A 19884-nucleotide genomic window follows, 5' to 3' on the forward strand; every position below is an offset into this window, starting at 1 on the left:
TGTAAAATTTATGTATTAAGGTATTTTTTCAGATCCTTCAGGAGAAGAGCTGCGGCAGCACACAGATCTATATATAACGCCTCACTGCCTTCGAGATTATCCTCCTTGCCCTTCATTTCCAGCTTAAATACCAGATCTCTCACTACGTTTGCAGCAAAATGACTTACAGCACCCTTGTATGCGTGTGCAGCATCGCGCACCGCAACTGCTTTGCCTGAAACAATTGCCGACTCAAGATTTGCCAGTAAAAGATCATTTCGACCCAGAAACAATGTCACAAGTTCTCTGAAAAGCTCCTCATCACCTCCTACAAAGCCCATTGCTGTTTCTAAATTCCATGTCTCTACAGATTCGTTCCCGACAGGGTCTACTCTTTTTTCAACAGGTATGCTCTCAACAGGGGGCCCCTCTTCATCCTTCTTGAGCCATGGCTGAAGTCGTTCTGCAAGAATGTCCGGTTTAATCGGTTTGGTAAAGAAATCATTCATCCCCACCTCAAAGCAGCGTTTACGTGTTGACTCCATTGCGTTGGCAGTCATAGCGATAATTACACACCCCACATCGTTATGCTGCTTTTCGCGCGTGCGAATGATTTCAGTCGCCTCATAGCCGCTCATTTCCGGCATTTGAATATCCATTAATACAACTGAATATCGTTTTTTCTCGGTCATGGTTACAGCTTCATAACCGTTGGAAGCAACATCAGCTTCAAGCCCGTACTTACTCAAGATAGCAAGGGCGATTTTCTGATTTATCGGTTCATCATCAACAAGAAGAACCGTACCATGCAAAACAGGCGACTGCGTATGTTCCTGGCCGACAACCTTCGGCATATGCTGTCGCTCCTGGACAGGTACATCGGCAAGTACATTATACAACTCAAGCTGGCGTACAGGTTTAAGCAGCAGAGCCCGTATCCCGGCTTTTTGCATTTGAGCTCTGGAGAACGTTCCAGTGCCCAGAAGTACCATCTCAGGTGCCTGGTCACCAAGCTGTTTTCTTATCCGTTCTGCAAGCTGCAAACCGTTCATCTGAGGCAAGCCGAAATCTATAAGTAGAGTATCAGCCCCTTTTCCCCGCTTCTGCATCTCAGTGAGTTTAACAAGGCAACTTTCCCCATCACTGCACGACGTGACCTGCGCATCACAATAATTCAGATAATCAGTGACTATTTTGCAGTTCGTATGATTATCATCAACGACAATATACTGTTTTCCAGCAAGCTTTTTATACGGGATAAGCGGGCAGGTCTCCTCTACGATCTCAAACGGCAGGGTAAACCAGAACATAGCTCCAAACCCAAGTCTGCTGTTAAGCCCGATTGAGCCTCCCTGCTTCTCAACCAGTTGCTTACAAACACTCAAACCAAGACCGGTTCCTCCGTATTTACGTGTAGTCGAACCGTCCGCCTGGGTGAATTTGTCAAACAATCGAGATATCGAATCTTCAGGAATACCGATTCCCGTGTCTTCTACTGTAAAAAGCAACTCCTGGCACATACCTTCATGGCTTACCATGGATACCTGTAATTTGACTTCTCCATGATCGGTGAACTTCACAGCATTACTCACCAGATTTGTAATGATCTGCCGCAATCTGGTGGGGTCACCTTTTACGCGACACGGTATATCGATGGGTATATAACACGTGAGATCGATATGCTTGAGGTTAATTGTATCGATAAACAACTCAGAAGTCTCTTCTATCACTGCCCGCAAATCAAATACAATCGATTCAAAGGTGATCTTGCCAGCATCAATCTTTGAAAAATCAAGGATATCATTGATAATTAACAAAAGGGAATCTGCCGAGCGGGTCGCTGTATCAAGTAACCGTTTGAACTCTTCAGTCAGCGGCGCATCACGTAAAAGAGAAAGAACACCAATGACTCCGTTCATCGGGGTTCGGATCTCGTGACTCATATTGGCCAGGAACTCACTCTTAGCACGTGCAGCTGCAAGGGCCTCATCACGCTTTGCCCGTAATTCCGTGGTCCTCTGCTTAACGAGCTCTTCAAGGTTCTGTCGATGCTGCTGTAACTCCTCATCCCTGTCCTGAATGGCAGTGAGCATTGCATTAAACTCTTCAATAAGCTGACCAACCTCATCATTTGACTTTCTTTCGACCCGAACGCTGTAATCACCCTTATCTGAAATTCCCCGTGCAGTCTCGGCAAGCAGAGAGACCGGCCGTGTTATCAGTTTCTGCAATCTGGTCGAAGCAATAAAGGTTACGCCAAGCAGCACGAGCATACTCGCCAGCAATAACAGTGCAGACTGCTCAACACTCTCTGTCATCCTGTCGGTGTTTGACAATACATACAGAGTGCCCAGCTGATTTTCTTCAAGCACTACAGGCTGAAATATTTCGAGTTTATATTTGTTATCCTGAAAACCGAACTCCCTTTTGTCAGCAATAATCTTATCAGGAATTTTTCCTGCAACTGCCACGTCCGGATTCAGATAACTAGCGAAGACCGCCTCATCTTTAGTGTAGATTACCGCAAGTTCGATGTCGGGATCAGCATGGAGAGTCTCAAGAATTGCTTTTGCAGAAGCGTGATCTGCAAAACTGAGTGCTGCGGTACTGAGATCAGCTATCGACTCGGATAGAATCGACTTTGTCTCAATCATGGTCTGCCTCATAGCCTTTACCTGAGTAAAAACAGACAGTAAGGTAAACAAAAACAACGAAACACCGGAAATGCCTATAATAAGCATCACCAGTTTGTGTTTAATAGGTAAATCCTTAAATATCCAGTGTCGCATCTACTATATACTCGCTCTACCTGCTTTTATCCCCTGACTGCAAACAGGCATTGGGATGAGTTGACCAGGAGCAGATATGGTGTCAACCTATCCGGCACCGCTCCACCAGCATCTCTTATAAACTACCGTATACGCACTGACACCTTCAAGGTGTATGAAAACACAACCCTGCGATAACCATATCACATCAATAGTGCTCAATCTTTACATGCTCTATAGTACATCAGTAATTATATGAGCAAATTATGCAACCTGTTATGCCAAATTTGGCTTTCTGAATATCTCTAGACGTGTGTCGGATTATAGCAATCTTTCACAGATCAAGGCATTTCAAGAAATCACGTACGGCCATAGAGTTGATATCGGAGTCTTCGCTTACCTGCAGCATTGCTTTTTAGATAATAACGCAGATATGACGACAAGGGCATAATCCGGCAGGTTGTAGACATGAACATCTTTCACAGCCTATGCTCCTCCTCGTTAGATTAAAGCACATTTATCAGTCTAAACATATAGACATGCACACCCTTTAATGACGGAAGGAAAAATAGCGATACATACATACTTTGTAACTATTCAGTCGAGACCTCATACGTACCCTTTTCTGTAGGCCGTAACTGTTTAGCAGTGCTCCAGATGGCCTCAAGCGGGACGATTGGTTATAGTATGCCTATGCGAAGCGACCCGATCGGGGACAGGTGGGTGCTGCTGAATAGTTACTATACTTTCAATATATCCCAGGCATACTTCTGGACACCTTGAAAAGAAAATCATCAAAATTGTTCGATTTTCTTTCCTTTTTCAAGAAAGGCTCTGATCCGTCTCAATGAAACATCGCTGGTGCGTAATATATTGTACATCTCCTGCACTACCTGATCATCCTCACCGAGTTCAGACTCCGCCTCCAGCAACAACTTGGATATCTGCCGTAACTGCTCAGTTAACTTTTCTGTAATCTCTGTACGTTGCACGTGCTTTGCTTTTTCATGCTCGATCAACGGCAGAATTCGTTCGATTGAAAGCTCAACCAATGCATCACGGGGCGTATTGTACTTTGAAGAGATTAACTCGAGATTTTCCAGGGTTCGCCTCGAAATCACATAGGTCTTAGCGACGCGCCGGTCGCTCAGTGCCATGGAATCAAACTCCTTGGCAATTGTCTTGAGCACATGTACGTCATCAACCAGATGATCAAAAAGGGTTTTCTGCTTAATTCCCAGCTGTACTGCCAGGATGCCTAAGGCATCAATACAGCGCTCTGACAACTTAAATGTTGTCCGCACAGACTGATGGCCCCTCAGTTGCAATGGTGAATCAATAGTAAATTGTAATTGTATCAGTGTCTTGGTCTTACGCACATCAGACTCCAGTAGTATAATTTCACACTCGATCAAATTACTTTTTATGTTTTTTACAAAAAGTAACATTCCTTAATTGACATCGTTTCTTTTATTATTACCATTTCAGGTACAGAGGTAAACAAGATAATCAACACCAGACGAGCTACTACTCGTCAGTAGAAAAAAAACTGATTTACACCAAAACCAAGGAGAATGTTATGCAACTCGTACGATACAATCCACACCACAATGTAATGACCAGATCAAATAACACATTCAACTCTATGTTTGACGGTTTATTTGATGATTTTTTCGGGCCTTCTTTCACTACCCGGGACATCCTCAATAAGAATACCAATGAACTGCGGGTAGATATTTACGAGCAGGAAAAAACTGTTGTTATCGAAGCGGAAATGCCGGGAGTCTCCAAAGAAGATCTGCAACTTAATGTGAAGGGAAAACTCATCACACTTGGTGGTGAAAAAAAGCGTAAAGAAGAAGTTACAACTGAACAGCAGTTACGAATGGAGCGGTCATCAGGCAAATTCGAACGCACTTTCAGAATGCCGTTTGAGATTGATGCAGAGAAGGTGGTGGCCAACTATGAAAATGGAATTCTCAGACTTGAGATTTCAAAACCCGAGGAGAAACTGCCAAAACAGATAGAGATCAACTAGTACTGCAAGACATCAACCTGAAGAATCCTCCTCAGGCAGGGCGGCATTGTTGCCGCCCTGCTCGTTTTACGACCACTCCGCATCCATTGTCTTTAATTCTCCAGCAATTCATGTACTACCCATCATGATTGGCCAAGAAATCAGCTACATTAAAGAAACGGTATTTACCATTACTATTCTCACCGGAATGCTGTGCTTTAATCTGCAAAATTTCTTTTTTAGCTTTAAAGAATGCATCGAGCACAACCGGATCAAAATGAGTCCCCCTGCCTTCAGACATTATCTCAAATGTTTTAACCAGATCAAAAGCGGGTTTATAAGGCCGACGCATAGTCAAAGCATCAAACACATCTGCTACCGCAACAATCCTGCCGGATAAGGGTATATCATCTCCGGAAAGGCCTTTGGGATAACCACTACCATCATATTTTTCCTGATGCGTAAGCGCGATCTCACCCGCCATTTTCAATATGACATTATCGGCACCATGAAGAATATCCGCGCCAAAAACTGTGTGCTTCTTCATGATTTCCCATTCGCTGCCATCAAGTTTGCCAGGTTTTAGCAGGACATTATCCGGTGTTGCGATTTTTCCTATATCATGCATCGCTGCTGCATACAGAATTGTTTCAACAAAACTGCTGTCCAACCCGAGAGTTTTAGCTATCATTGCAGAATAATAACTCATTCGCATAATATGCGTTCCGGTATCCTTGTCCCGAAACTCGGAAGCTTTGGCTAGTCGGTGTATCGTTTCAAGTGAACTGGCTTTCACCTGAGCATGCAATTTAGCATTATGAATAGCTACCGCAGCATGGGCAGCAAAGTTATTAATCATTGAACAGTCAAGTTCTGTAAAACCTGGCTCATCTTCACCTTTAGTGAGATAGATAACCCCATACAAGACATCATCAAACATCACAGGTGCACCGATATAGGCTTTCATTTCAGGATGCCCTTCCGGAAAACCCGCTGCCCTGTGATCGCTTGAGATATCATCAAGCATTAATATATCAGGATTGTGAACAATAGCGGCAATAAGGCCTTTTTGAGGAGGACATCTGCTAATCTGTTTTACGATCTCTTCGGACATACCTTCATGAATGAATCGAACAACTTTTCCATCTTCAATAACTGCAATTGCAGCGTAACGTGCGCTTGAGAGTCTGCGGGCAGCTTGAATAGTGCGCCTCAGGGTGACGTGTAAATCGAGATTCTTCGAAATAAGCATGGTCGCATCTATAAGTGTATTTTTATAGGCGCTCATCCGTCTTTCTGCTGCACGTGCTGTTTCGAGTTGTGTAACATCTTTGAGAAATATCTGTACACTCACTACACGTTCGCTCACAACAACAGGAACCATAGTCCCCTGAACAATTATCTCTTGATTGGATCTGGATACAAAGACTGAGTAAATATCCTGAGGCTGCTTCTCACTCAATGCCCTTTCAAATACCATCCGGTACGTATCCTGGTGATGCGGATGTACTGCATCCATTAACCCTATCTGCGATATCTCATCAGCACCTATCTCAAGGTTGGTAATCCAGGTTGTGTTGACAAAGGCAACGCGGCCGTTAACTAAAACTTCCTGCACCATATCATGTGTACTATTGAGTAGACTCTTGAGACGTCTCAACTCTTCATCACACGCACTTAACCCATCCTGCTGAAGCGATATTATGCGCTTGAGTTCCTTTGACGTTTCGATATCTTGATTGCCGTCTTTGCCCTTTTCCATTAAAATCCCGCCAACGCAGGACCCAATCAGTTGAATTTCAGAATGTCTGTCGATGAATGAAGTGCCTTTCTACTCCCAACTATACGCCAATCCCATCAAAGGAGTTAAATTTTATTTTGACTGAAATACCAATTTATAGGGAGGGGGCACTTAAACCGTTACAAATATCAGAAATTACGCCAGCTACTAACAACACAGGTTTTTCCATTTATTATCAGTATGTTAATTGAGATCACTGACATTTACTATCCCAATTCAATCCAAAAGACTCATGTGAAAATTATCGTTACCCATAGATAGGGCCGAAAAGCATTCCAAAAATTATTGAGCCATAGACGACTTTACTTTTTCTTATAAAATTAGATTTTCAGTATATTTGCACGGCCTCACCCAATATACTACGGCTCCATCACACCTCCACCAGGCGCCTTGATTCGTAGTTTTTTCCATAAGCATCTCATATCATTGATTTCTATTGACAACAAACAACCTAACCCATATAATCCGCACATAATTTGCATTGCGGGAATAACTCAGTGGTAGAGTGTCAGCTTCCCAAGCTGAAGGCCGCGGGTTCGACCCCCGTTTCCCGCTCCAGTAAATCCAAGGGACTCCAGAAACTTAGCTGTTGTCCCTTTTTTATTCCTACCTTGCTTCTATTCTTGGCCCTAGATTTGTCCCCAAAGCTTGAGTTAGACGTAACAGCCCCATGATTGCCGCTGACATGCGAGCTGAGGATGAATTCTCCTCAGTGAGTAAAAATAAAGCGACAAGGCATATACGCCCAATGAGATTACGCTGACAAGGGACAAAGAAATTCGTTGTGACAACAACAGATTCAAAATCAAAATCTGATAATTGCTGAAAATATTTTAAAAAGACAATTTTCAGTTTCAAAATCAAATACTGTTTGGTAAATGATATCACCTATCTCAAGGTCGGCCGAAAATAGCATTGTTTACCTATCTTCATAGATTTGTTTTAACGAATTATTGTTGGCTGGGATTTAATTGATTCTCTTGAGCGGCATTCAATGCTTTATGGTGTCGTAGGCCAGGAAAAGGACTTTGGTTCACGGTGATCGCGGTGTGCAATATGCCAGCACCGACTTCAGGGCCTTACTTGCTACGCACGGTTGTGTTCAGAGCATGAGTAGCAAAGGTAATTGTTGGAAAAATCCGGTAGCTGAGTCATTTTTTCATACTTTGAAAACTCAGTTAATATATCATGAGCAATTTCCAGATAAGGATCAAGCTGAACAAGCATTGTCCTTTATATAGAAGCCTATTACAGCAGGCAAAGAAGGCATTCCGCTAATGGCTAATCCCCCAGCAGAATTTGGGCTGGAAACCGAATTATCGCAAGCTTTGGCCTAACTCCGTGATCATCACTTGGGGGCAAGATCGGTTTATTGGCAGTTCCGTTCGGATGATCCTCGGGTTAAACTAAAAAGGCTTTATCCGAACACTTAATTTGATCTGCATTGAGGAGAATCCGGTTGGCACCATTTATTCGGCATAGAAAAGTACGGTTTGAGGATTGCGATCCGGCCGGTATAGTTTTTTACCCCAACTATATTTTGATGTTGCACCGTCACTTTGAAGATTGGTTTGCTGATGGACTAGGTGCATCACTTGGAACCATGAATCTCAATCGCAAGATCGGGTTTCCGATAAAACATCTCACCGTAGATTTTCAAAGGCCAAGTCGCTTAGAAGATGAGCTTGAATGGAGCTTGACAGTAATCGCTACAAGAGCGAGTTCCATTACACTCGCCATAACAGCGCAATGCAACAAAGAGACACGAATCAAAGCAGAGTTGATCGTGGTAGCAGTAAATTTGTCCAGGCAACCGCTCTCCCCATGCATTACGCCTGAAGATATCAGCATCCAGCTTCAGAACTTCGCAGACCAAGCAACATAGGGTGTCAATTTGACACCCTGTGCTTTCCATAATCAGGCAACATATTTACCTGCAGCGGAGATTGACCCCGCAATTTTACGCCTGAGGGCAATGATATCAATAGGGGTATACTGAAGCAACTTGTTCAGATCAGCCTGTTCTTTTACCAGCTCACTTCCAGTTAGCAGCGTTGTAATAATCTCCCTGGCGGTCTGAGAAGCTTTTTCAACCGTGGCATAGACATACGCCGTGGCCATATTAGTTTTATGCTTGGCGTTCTGTCCGTTGGCGGCCGAAGCTTTCTGAGCCCTGAGCCAGGAACTCTCGGCGGTGTAAGCATATATGGCAAGATCCGCCAGTCGCGCAAGAATTTCCTGCTGTTTCATAATCTCATCGCCATACCGCTCATGGGAAGCACCAAGAGCGAACAGGAAGACATCTTTAATTGCCTGAACCACCTCACCGGGGTTTTCTCGGGTCGGAACACCGCTTTCGATGTACACCTTCATTTCCTTCATGGCTTCTATCAGGGGGAAGCTGCCTTTGGCTGCTTTGCGGAACAGGGTAGTCGGCACAATAACCCTGTTGATCTCGTTGGTTCCTTCAAAGATCCGCCGTATTCGGGCATCCCGATACAGTCGTTCAATCGGGTACTCGGCAATATAACCATAGCCGCCATGAATCTGTACTCCTTCATCAACAACATATGCTTCGACCTCACTGGCGAATACTTTCTCAAGCGAGCATTCGATAGCATATTCCTCAATGCCTTTTGCAACAACCTGACCGCTGTCCGGACCACTCAAATCAAGACTTTCGATACTCTCAGTCAACAGGCCGCCAGTTCTATAGACGGTAGACTCTGCCGCATAAATACGGGTCGCCATCTCCGCAAGCTTTTCTTTGATCATGCCAAAAGTGGCAATAGGTACCTTGAACTGTTTCCGTTCGTTTGCATAGGTAGCAGAAAGATCAAGAGCATATTTGGCAGCACCTACTGAGTTTGCAGCAGCCTTGTGGCGACCGATATTCAAGATGTTAAAGGCAACGACATGCCCTTTTCCCGGTTCAAAAAGCAGATTTTCAACAGGGACCTTCACATTATCGAAATAGATACTGCAGGTCGATGATCCTTTAAGGCCCATTTTCTTTTCTTCAGGCCCGACGCTTAGTCCTTCTGTGTCACGATCGACGATAAACGCGGTGAAATTATCACCATTTATCTTTGCATAGACGATAAACATATCGGCTATTCCGGCATTGGATATAAAGGTTTTACCGCCGGTCAGAAGATAATGTTTACCATCTTCACTCAACACTGCTTTGGTCTTTGCGGATAAGGCATCCGAACCGGATCCGGGTTCTGTCAAGGCATACGCCGACACCTTTTCAGCAGTATTTATCGCCGGAAGATAACGGCTTTTCTGGTCTTCATTACCGAAAAAGACGATAGGCAGGTTGCCGATACCGGTATGACCGCCGTGGCCGATGGCAAACGCTCCGGTCGCACCTAATTTTTCGGCAATGATAGTAGAAGAAATCTCATCTATTTCCGTCCCTCCATACTCTTCAGGGATATCTGCACCCAGCAGGCCCAATTCTCCCGCTTCCACCAGGAATTCCCGCATCAATCCTTCCTGCTTGGCGTCCATTTCATCCATTCTTGGAAAAATCTTATCATCAAGAAATTGAGAGACGGTGTCGGCAATCATGCGATGTTCGTCATTAAAATCTTCCGGTGAAAATGTCTTGTCTGGGTCTGTGGATCCTAGTAGGAAGCTTCCGCCTTTCGGTAGTGTCGACATATGATTACTCCTTCTGCGCCTTTCATGATGTAATCATTAAAGCACAGGAAATTTATCGTTATGAAGTGGCACTCTCGGTTGCCACAACCATTTCTTCAGAACGCTGGTGCCTGCGTTTCATGAGTATACTTGCCAGTATCGCACATACAATTCCGACAAGGCCAAGAACACTGGCAATAAGAAATGCCTGGGAATAACTGCCGCTTGTTGCCTTTATCACACCTGCCAACCTGGGGCCTATAAAGGCACCGATACCAAAAGGAAAAAACATGACACCGAAATTTATGGCCAGGAATTTGGGGCCGAAGGCATCAGCAGTAACCGAGGCAAGCATTCCCATAAAACCGCCAAAACACATACCCACACACAGGACCGGGATTACAACAGCAGCCGAAGTGGAAGCCAGCCAGAACATGGCAAATCCAAGGATCGTGAAGATAATGACAAGTGATTCCATACGGCCGATACGATCGGAAATAACGCCCCAACCAACGCGTCCGCCTGAATTACAGAGCGCCAGTACCCCAACCCAGGAACCAGCCGCAACTGCCGAATATTTACCAACAGACTGCAGTATGGGAGAAGCGTGGGCAATAATCATCAAACCGGCAACTCCACCGACAATCACAACTCCGGCCAGGCAATAGAAAACAGGATCAACCAGCATGCCGCGCCAGTCTTTGTCTTCCACACTCAGAGCTTTCTGCTGGGTTGCGGACGGGGTCCATCCGGCAGGGGTAAAATCTGCAGGGGCCTTCTTAATAAAAAGTGAAAGTCCGCAGAGAAGAACCAGATAGAGTGTTCCAAGTATCTTGAAAGTGAGGATAACACCATATTTTTCAATCATGATAGCCCCTACAGGAGCCCAGAGAAAGGCGCCGCTGCCAACCCCTGCCGCAAGAATACCGGACACCAGACCGCGACGGTCGGGGAAAAAACGGACCAGATTCGGCACTACACCTGAATAGATTGTTCCCATTGCAATACCGCCCAGCACTCCATAGGCAATGTAGAGCTGAGTCATGCTCTGTACAAAACCGACTGCCAGCATACCGACACCATACACAATGGAACCGGTGAGAATTACCAGTTTTGGTTCAAAATAGTCCTGCATCTTACCTGCTATGATAATCGGTATAAAGGAGATCGAGTGAAAAATTGCAAAGGCTACCGATACATCAGCAGGACTCCAGGAAAAATGCTGAGACAACGGATTGACAAAAACACTCCAGGCATACGTCTGGCCGATAATGACATTAATCACCGTGCCAATAACGACATAGACCCATCGTTTTGATTCTATCTGCATATTTTAACCTCATTGCCAACGTTATTTACGAATACTATTCACGGACACCATGAGGGGATGAAACCTCATGAAGTCCGTAATAAATACAGGTTGCTATCAGGTAATATAGTTGATTCTTATGAAAAACTAGCCGACACGAAGAACAAGCGCTGCACCGGTATCACCTGCCGCACAACCAGCGATTAGCACATATCCGCCACCGAGCATGACAGCCTCTTCAATACCCTCCATGACTAATCGGGCAACGGTTGGAGCCTGAGGATGCCCGAATATCATGGAACACCCGTAGTTGTCCATTGTGTTTACGTCGATATTGAACTTCTTGGCAAAATACAGATCGTTAGCAGCAAACGGGTTGTGAGTCTTGATTACTTTACAATCATTAATGGTGATACCAGCCCTATCAAGAGCCATTTGTGCAGCAGGAACCGGAGCAGCTGGCATATGCGCCCGTTCCACCCTGGCAAAACCGTAGGAGAGAATCTGAATTGGTGTATTCGGGTCACTGCTCAGGTTTTGTGCCCTTTCTTTTGTGGTTACAATGATTCCCGCATTACCATCTGCCGGATGGGTCTGACTTGCAAAGGTATGAATTCCATCTTCTTTAACAGTTCTTAAGCGAGCAATACCTTCCAAGGTTACCGGGGTAATACCTTCATCAGCATCAAATACGATGGTTTTCTTCCGGTTAACTTTTACCTCAATCGGGAACATATACCGTTTCTGGAAGGCACGATCATCTTTTAACGCCATTGTATACTGCTCATACCGCCTAACGGCCAATGCATCAGCTTCCTCACGGGTTGCACCGACGAGTTTTGCAACATTTTCAGCTGTGTTCAGCATCCCCTGCCCCGTTGACGGATCGCAGTTGATATTGTCCATATTCCAATTCTCAGAGATCACCTCTCCGCCCGGCCCTTTAGGATTTGGCCAGATGAGATGCGGGGCATTGGAGAGTCGATCAGCCAGAAAACAAAACGGTGTTGTTTGTGTTCCCAACTCCACCGCCTGGGCTGCGGCATGAATACAGGTAGTCGCTGTTGAACATGCCTGAATAATCGTCATACCTGGAACGTCCATCCCCATGATGGCATTTGCCCAGGTGGAACCATAGAAACACTGATTCTGAACAACAGTCATGCCATGATAGGTGTAATCAACAAGAGGTGTATCCCAATTTTTGGTCGCAAACCAGCGCTTGGCGGTTTCCGCCCCTAATACTATAGAGTTATCATTAGATAATGTTCCCTGCCATTTTGCAAAAGGACTACAGTAGTAACCGCCATAAGGAATAAACGCTTTTTCAAATTTCATTGTAATATCCTTTATTATTTGAAATTTATAATCATGTTCATCTCTATTCTTCAAACAGAAACCAGCCGATACTGACCGACTTCTGTTTAATCACCGAGCAACACATCTACTATTGCTTGAACTACTGCTTGAAATTTGGCTTTCGCTTTTGCAAAAAGGCCATAACTCCTTCCTTAGAATCTTCAAGGCAATGGGTATCGCCGGATCGGTCATAGTTGATTTCAAGAGCGTTGTATAAACCTTCCGTTTTGGCACCTCTATTAATTACGTCAGCGATAACTGTTAAGACTTCCTTGCTCAGCGGATCTCCATTGATGGCTGTTGGTTTTTCGGCAACGACAAATTCGGGGATTTCTACAGGAGCATCACTGATTCTCGGGATATTGCCCTGCAGATTATCTACTTCCTGCATTGCCACATCAATCAGCTCTGTAAAACCATCGACTAACCGGTTGACGATATGCAATTCACGGGCTTCTTCAGCCTTCATGACTTTTCCTTTGCCTATCATTTCATGGAATTTGTCTGCAGCATGCGGCCATTTTCTATATGGAATAACCAGACCGCCCATACCTGGAAGAATACCCAGAGTTACTTCAGGCAACCTAAAATACGCTTTTTTATCTGCCACAACGCTATGACAACGGAACATTGTCTCAACGCCGCCACCCATCGCCAATCCATTTACTGCAGCTACTATGGGCTTTGTCATCTGGTCCATGTAATGCAGCATCTCCGAATTGCCTTTAGCCAGACCAATCCCCGCCTCTTTATCATCAAAAGCGTCTACAAAACCGCTGATATCAGCTCCGGCGCAGAACGCTTTTTTACCATAACCGGTAAGTATGAAGCCCTTAACCGCAGGATCGGCCTCACCTTTCTTCAGTTCTGCCAATATTTCCGCAGCTGATCCCCAACCTAAAGCGTTTGCTGCCTGCGGCCTTCTGATTGTAAGAATCCGTACGCCATCCTTATCATCGACAAGAATGTCTCTTGGAAAATCAAGATATTCTTCAATTGCCTTGGTCGGTGCCGGATATCCAGGTCTTTCTGCCACAAAGGCGTCGGTGATTCGCTTGACTTCCTCTGCACCCATATCAGCCATCGTATCGAACACACCTTTTTTGAAACCGAGAGCAATTAAACTTCCAAAGTTGAGATCTGAACGGGTACCGATATTTTTATCTGCGATATCGACACATTGAGAAAAGACCAGACCTATCATGCGATCGCGTATCCACTTACGATGGGCGTCCGGCATTTCCACCTTTTCCCCACGTTTTTTCAGGTTCCAGGTAGCAACCGATTTAAGAATTTTCGGTGGTTCGTAGCATGGATTCTCATCCATTCTACGAAATTGTGATTCATAGGTAAGAGGGTTACCACCAGCCATGTTAAGAACAAAAAATGGTCCGGCACCGACAAACTCTTCGGCGACGTCGTCAACCTCAAAAGTAGTTGCTTTGTCAAGCAGCATTGCAGCTTCGTTGGTCCAGTTTTCAAATATTCTGTTTAAAAGGAAAGAGTACACATTCTTTGTTACAACCGGTGCTTTACCGGTATTGGCGAAGAACCAGATCAAGAAATTTAAGACCTCAGAATCCAGTGAATCCCAACGAACCACCTCTACAGCCATACTTCTCCACGCAGGAGCGAAAAAATGCGTAACGGTAGAACGTTCCGGATGTTTCATTTCATTGAATATCTGATTCGCCGGAATCCCGCTTGTATTAGAGGTTAGCACCGCGTCTTCGCTGACAATTCCTTCCAGCTGGGTAAAGATCTTCCTTTTGATATTCAGATCTTCAGTTGCAGCCTCAATAATCAGTTTACAGTTTTTAATCTTGCTGTAATCGGTGGTATAGACAATACCACCTAAGATCTTATCGACTTGTTCCTGGGATAGAATTTTTCTGCTAAGCGCCTTCTGTGCGTATCCCTTGAATCGCTCTTCAGCTTTTTTTAATGGTTCTTCAACCACGTCAACGAGGTAAAGCTTCTTATCCGGTGCACCGGTCCGCATATAATAAGCAATATCGGGGCCGATATTGCCCGCGCCGATCACTGCCATTTCATCGGGCATCGGTCTGTTAGACTCAATCAGGAACGGATTGACAAATGTAGAATAGAGTTCTTTGCTCTCTGACATAGTTCATCTCCTTTTGATTCTGGTGGTCGTCTGCTTAATCAGGATCAAGCATGCGTAATAAACGATAACAGATACAACATAGCTTCTTTGTAGCTTCATTATAGCCAAGGCTACTTTATAGCTATATTGTAGTCAAGAAGATTTTTTGATTTCTGCTTAAAATTGCTGGATTGCCTTAGGGAATGCTACAGGAACAGGGAGTGGCACAGGGACTTCACCATTTGTGCTGAGTTGAACATAGCGTAAGTATATGCAGGATAAAATTCAAAAAAACCAAGAGAATAGACTCCATTTCTCTGATATAAGTGATTGTCATCAGCTTCTCTTCATACGCGTTTTTGACTCTTTTCACTATCAGGTTCAATACAGAAGTGATCGGAGTGAAGCGACGTTATTCCGAGAGCGATAGTGGCCGAACAGAAAATATTTTTAAAAAAGATTTTGAGGAAGCACTTCAAACTATTCGATTCACCAATGGGAGGGATTACCATTTTATTGTATCCTCGACAGGAATAGAGGAGCTGTATCCGATGCACTCGGAATATGAAGGTGTAAACCTGAACAAAACAAGAGATATTACAGGAAAACATGTAATTTTAGACAAGCTAGAAACAGTAACAAAACACAGTGAAGTGTTTGTTGAAGTGTATTGGCCAAACACGATAATCCAAGACGATAAAGGATCATTGCACTATTCATGCATAAAGCCCTTTCAACCATTAAACTGGTTTATTGGCACGAGCAAATTTTTAAACACTATTGCTTTCGAAACGTGGTAATCTTGGTTAAAATAGACCTGCACAGGTTAGCTCAATAATGTCATTCCTCCCCTGAAATGGTTTGGATTTCTAGCTATACCAGGAGTCTTCGCTTACCTGCGAGTATTGAATTTTTGAAAATAACGCCGAGATGGGGAATAAGGGTATAATCCGACAGGCTCCTAGTGCTCTGTAAATCTTTTAAATTTCGCAAAGATTGTTCGGCAATTTCAGGGCACTGCGAAGCAAGAATGAAGGAGCATAGCAGTGATATGTGACTGGATGAGAAACGAAGTCAGTGTGCTAAAAGGGCGAACAAGATCCGATAGGTAAAGGTTTACAGAGTACTAGGGCGAAATCTGTTGTCCCGCCATCTGGGAAATTCTTTCCCGTAACTTCCCCTTCTGGAGTTTTCCGGTAATACTGGTTGGCAGGCTTTCGGTAAAAATTACTGTTTTGGGAACCTTATATCCTGCTATCTCGTTTCGACAAAACGCTATAAGCTCTTTATCAGTAACATCCATTCCAGGCTTTTTCACAATAACGGCAGTTACAGCCTCCCCCCATGTCTTGTCACCAATACCGACGACAGCGGCCTCTGCAACCGCTGGATGTTTATAAATAATATTTTCAACCTCAGCAGGAAATACGTTTTCTCCACCAGTGATTATCATATCCTTTTTCCTACCGACAATATAAACAAAACCCTGTTCGTCAACCTTGGCAAAATCTTCGGTATAATACCAGCCATCACGGAATGCACGTTCGCTTTCCAGCTCCTTTCGCCAATAGCCTTGTGTTACCCCAAGCCCCTTCACTCGAATCTCCCCCTGTACTCCGGGTGATACCTTGTGACCATCTTCGTCTACGACTTCCATCAGCATGTCAGAGGATGACTTACCGCATGACCCTAAAACTGAAGTGCGCCCTTGGGAAAGCGCCTCTGCAATTTGATCGGTCCTTAAAATACACACCGAGCCCAGGGTCTCAGTAGCGCCATAACCGTGTACAAAAATATTCCCATAGAGCTGTAAGGCTTTTTCAAAAACAACCAGACTTGATGGCGCACCTACAAACATAACCTTTTTCAGACGTTTAAAATTTACAGGAACAGCTTCCTGGCAGTTAACGAGTGACTCAAGCATAGGTGTAACCAACATTGTAGTGGTGACCTGATGGGCCTGCGCAAGTTTGCTGAAATCCTTAAAATTCCAGTAGGGCATTATTATTGAGGTAGTACCACTGTATATCCCATTAAAAAGAAGTGCAGCACCCGAAGCATGGAATATTGGTACAGGAATAATTGCAACATCATCTACATCCATACGTAGATCAAAAGATACACTTCTCCCCACATGATAGAGATTCCGATGTGTAGCTATGCACCCTTTTGGAATCCCGGTTGTTCCACTTGTGTACATCAATGCTGCTATATCATCTTCTGAAATATCGATCTCAACGGGGATCGGAGCGGCATCCTCTATAAGTAATTCATAATCTAGCGTACCCGCAGGAAGCTGTGCTGTATCCCCGAAACATATAATGTGTTTAATGAAACTGCATTCCTTTCTGATACGATCGAGAGAGTCTGCATACTCTTCGTTAACAACGAGAACAGATGGCTTTGAATCAGCAAGGATCACCATAATTTCTGAAGGGGCAAGCCGGTAATTGATCATAGTTACGACAAGACCGATGTTTGGTATCGCAAAAAACAGCTCAGCACTCTGCATACTGTTACGACTTAAAACTGCGACCCTTTCACCTTTCTCCAAGTCAAGACCAAGCAATGCATTCCCAATTCTGTATGTACGTTCAGCAAAAACCTTAAAAGTGCACTGTTTCCCGCCCTCAACAATAGCAAGCTTTTCTCGACTATGTTCCAGGCCCCTTGCCAGCATTGTTTTAAGAGTACTTGTTTTGTTCATCTGACCCACCCTGGTAAACAGTTAATATTGAGGCAGCGCGTATCTCAAAATATCACCTAAGTAAAGGTGTTTTGAGGATGCAGTTGTAAGCATAACACATCGAGCTTCTTTCATAATGCTGAAAAACTACTACTGTGTCATGATGTGGTGGACAAAACCAGCCCGGATTTCTTATTAACTTTTAAATTACAAACTCAACTCTCTGATTTCATATTGAAAAAAACGACCATCTCAAACAACAAATTGTTTTTCATTTGAAATCAAAAAGCTAACCCTTCGGGTCAATAGAAATCAGGGTTAGGAAAAGTGCCACAACCGCCTCCTCAATTTCATGCTCACCCTCTCAGAGAGCCTGAATCTTTTCTGTAAAGATTGGCACAAACGTTAACAGATCTGCCACAACAAGCACATCAGCCTCTTCACCGATCGGCGCATCACTATCTGTATTGATTGCAACAACGAATTCTGATTTTTTCATCCCAGCCAGATGCTGAATCGCTCCTGAAATACCACAGGCAACATACAATTTAGGCGCAACAGTCTGCCCTGTTGTTCCGACCTGACGTTCATGAGCAACCCACTCAGAGTCAACCACTGGACGGGAAGCACCATATTCCCCTCCTAATGCTTTTGCCAGTTTTTCTATAAGAGATACGTTATCCGCCTTGCCGACCCCTCTTCCGGCGCTCACGATAATTTCGGCCTTAGTCAGATCCACTGCTCCTTTCTGAGCTTCTTCATATCCTTCAAAAACGATTCGGCCATCACCTGTAACCTCAATTTTTTCTACATCTGCTGGAGTTGCATCGGGTGTATCGGGTGCAGCAAAGGCACCCACCTGAACCGTCACTACCGTAATGTCTGTTTTAGATGCAACATTACGACGCAATTTTGCATTACACACTGGCACAACCAACTCCCCCTGTGCGACATCAACTACTTCTGAAACCTGAACTGCCTGTAACGCAAAAGCCACTCTGGGAGCCAGATCCCAACCATATGACGAATGACAAAAAACGATCATGTCAGGCTGTTCTTTTTTTACAACTTCCAAGATGACCTGTTTATGCACATCCGGATTAAATTCGCCACAAACGGTCGCATCCGCCAAATACATTTTCCCGGAATACGCCGGAAGAGTGGCCGCATCGCCAACAAGCACCATAACGTTATCACTGCCCAACGCTTCGGCAAAACCAACAAGTTCAGTACTGGAACCAAGCACTTTACCATCTCTATATTCTGCTACCAGAAGTGTTTTCATGGTTTTCTCCTACTTCAGAACTGCTGTTTTTTCTTTCAGAATGGATATCAGTTTATCTGCCAGCTCGACCTCTTCACCCTCAAGAATCAGGCCGCCGCTCTTTTTCTCGGGCACGTACACGCTCTTTGTTTCCAGGCGTGTTTCAGCTTTCAGAAGATCCTCAACCGGAGTAGATAAAAGCTCTTTCTTCTTAGCCTTCATGATGTTTGGAAGTGTAGGATAGCGCGGGGTATTTAGACCGAGCTGACAGGTAACCACTGCTGGGGTCATGGTTGACACACAGGCCTTCACCCCTCCTTCCAATTCACGTTTTGCCTCGATTTTGCCATCGCTGTAAGAAAAATCCACAATGGTGGAAACACTCGGTACACCCAGCATCTCAGCAACAAGAATACCTACCTGGGCACTGCCCCGGTCCTGGGACTGCATTCCGGTAAAGATTATATCGAATCCATTGTCCTTTGCATACTCGACAATTATTGCAGCTATTTGATATGGTTCTCGGCCATGTACGTCATTATCAACAATATGCGCTCCACGGTTAGCCCCCATGGCCAGCGCTTTTTTCATTGTCTCTTTGACCTGATCCGAACCTATTGATAACACCGTTAAGTCAGAACCCTTTTCCTGCTCGCATACACGAACCGCCTGCTCAACTGCATATTCGTCATATTCGTTCATTCTCCAGGCAAGATCGGTGGTATCATACCAGGTACCACTATCTGCAACTTTAAACTTTGATTCCATGTCAGGAACTTGTTTTATACATACAAGAATTTTCATATTTCTCCTCCAGTTGCTCCAGGAGACTGTCGGATTGAGCATTTTTTATCTCAAATCAAAACATTGTTGGAAAATTAAGCACAGCCATTTAGCTACATCGGAGTCTTAGCTTACCTGCCAGCATTAAATTTTCGACAATAAC

At 44.4% G+C, this 19884-nt stretch carries 13 protein-coding genes, 1 tRNA gene and 1 pseudogene; 5 read left to right on the plus strand and 10 right to left on the minus strand.

Features of this window, described 5'->3' with window-relative positions; all coding sequences use genetic code 11:
• Positions 1–8 precede the first annotated feature (8 nt).
• Together FCL46_RS16195 and FCL46_RS16200 are read right to left on the minus strand one after the other, a co-directional pair.
• Positions 9–2768 (minus strand): response regulator, encoded by a 2760-nt coding sequence (locus tag FCL46_RS16195; RefSeq protein WP_136806590.1) that lies wholly within the window; start codon positions 2766–2768, stop codon positions 9–11.
• A gap of 773 nt (positions 2769–3541) precedes the next feature.
• Positions 3542–4126 carry a hypothetical protein gene (locus FCL46_RS16200; protein WP_136806589.1) on the minus strand — a complete coding sequence of 195 codons (585 nt, stop codon included), beginning with the start codon at positions 4124–4126 and terminating at the stop codon, positions 3542–3544.
• A gap of 200 nt (positions 4127–4326) precedes the next feature.
• Here FCL46_RS16200 and FCL46_RS16205 point away from each other — a divergent pair, with 200 nt between their 5' ends.
• The gene (locus tag FCL46_RS16205) at positions 4327–4785 is read left to right on the plus strand and encodes an Hsp20/alpha crystallin family protein (RefSeq protein WP_136806588.1); all 459 of its coding nucleotides are present in this window, start codon (positions 4327–4329) and stop codon (positions 4783–4785) included.
• Between the two features lie 115 nt (positions 4786–4900).
• Here the strand turns inward: FCL46_RS16205 and FCL46_RS16210 are convergent, their stop codons facing one another.
• Positions 4901–6526: an HD domain-containing phosphohydrolase gene (locus FCL46_RS16210; RefSeq protein WP_136806587.1), complete on the minus strand. Its 1626-nt coding sequence runs from the start codon at positions 6524–6526 to the stop codon at positions 4901–4903.
• A 522-nt stretch (positions 6527–7048) separates the two neighbouring features.
• Here FCL46_RS16210 and FCL46_RS16215 point away from each other — a divergent pair.
• From FCL46_RS16215 to FCL46_RS16230, 3 genes and pseudogenes are all read left to right on the plus strand, one after another.
• Positions 7049–7123: transfer RNA gene (locus FCL46_RS16215), tRNA-Gly, on the plus strand.
• 106 nt (positions 7124–7229) lie between these two features.
• Positions 7230–7850: pseudogene (locus FCL46_RS28275) on the plus strand (IS3 family transposase); the annotation flags it as partial.
• Between the two features lie 174 nt (positions 7851–8024).
• On the plus strand, positions 8025–8450 hold the full coding sequence (locus tag FCL46_RS16230) for an acyl-CoA thioesterase (RefSeq protein WP_167505816.1): 426 nt from the start codon (positions 8025–8027) through the stop codon (positions 8448–8450).
• A gap of 32 nt (positions 8451–8482) precedes the next feature.
• On the opposite strand, the gene FCL46_RS16235 is transcribed toward FCL46_RS16230, so the two are convergent.
• From FCL46_RS16235 to FCL46_RS16250, 4 genes are all read right to left on the minus strand, one after another.
• Entirely contained in the window at positions 8483–10234 is a 1752-nt protein-coding gene (locus FCL46_RS16235; RefSeq protein ID WP_136806583.1) for an acyl-CoA dehydrogenase family protein, read from the minus strand.
• A gap of 58 nt (positions 10235–10292) precedes the next feature.
• On the minus strand, positions 10293–11543 hold the full coding sequence (locus tag FCL46_RS16240; RefSeq protein WP_136806582.1) for an L-lactate MFS transporter: 1251 nt from the start codon (positions 11541–11543) through the stop codon (positions 10293–10295).
• 126 nt (positions 11544–11669) lie between these two features.
• Positions 11670–12860: a thiolase family protein gene (locus tag FCL46_RS16245; RefSeq protein WP_136806581.1), complete on the minus strand. Its 1191-nt coding sequence runs from the start codon at positions 12858–12860 to the stop codon at positions 11670–11672.
• A gap of 121 nt (positions 12861–12981) precedes the next feature.
• Entirely contained in the window at positions 12982–15009 is a 2028-nt protein-coding gene (locus FCL46_RS16250; RefSeq protein WP_136806580.1) for a 3-hydroxyacyl-CoA dehydrogenase/enoyl-CoA hydratase family protein, read from the minus strand.
• A gap of 380 nt (positions 15010–15389) precedes the next feature.
• On the opposite strand from FCL46_RS16250, the gene FCL46_RS16255 reads away from it, so the two are divergent.
• Positions 15390–15788, plus strand: coding sequence for a cache domain-containing protein (locus FCL46_RS16255; RefSeq protein WP_167505815.1), 399 nt, complete (start codon positions 15390–15392; stop codon positions 15786–15788).
• 326 nt (positions 15789–16114) lie between these two features.
• Here the strand turns inward: FCL46_RS16255 and FCL46_RS16260 are convergent, their stop codons facing one another.
• From FCL46_RS16260 to FCL46_RS16270, 3 genes are all read right to left on the minus strand, one after another.
• Positions 16115–17695: a class I adenylate-forming enzyme family protein gene (locus FCL46_RS16260; protein ID WP_136806578.1), complete on the minus strand. Its 1581-nt coding sequence runs from the start codon at positions 17693–17695 to the stop codon at positions 16115–16117.
• 343 nt (positions 17696–18038) lie between these two features.
• Entirely contained in the window at positions 18039–18959 is a 921-nt protein-coding gene (locus FCL46_RS16265; protein ID WP_136806577.1) for an electron transfer flavoprotein subunit alpha/FixB family protein, read from the minus strand.
• A gap of 9 nt (positions 18960–18968) precedes the next feature.
• Entirely contained in the window at positions 18969–19742 is a 774-nt protein-coding gene (locus FCL46_RS16270) for an electron transfer flavoprotein subunit beta/FixA family protein (protein WP_136806576.1), read from the minus strand.
• Positions 19743–19884 lie beyond the last annotated feature (142 nt).

It is taken from the genome of Desulfosediminicola flagellatus, from assembly GCF_005116655.2.
GTDB lineage: Bacteria > Desulfobacterota > Desulfobulbia > Desulfobulbales > Desulfocapsaceae > Desulfopila > Desulfopila flagellata.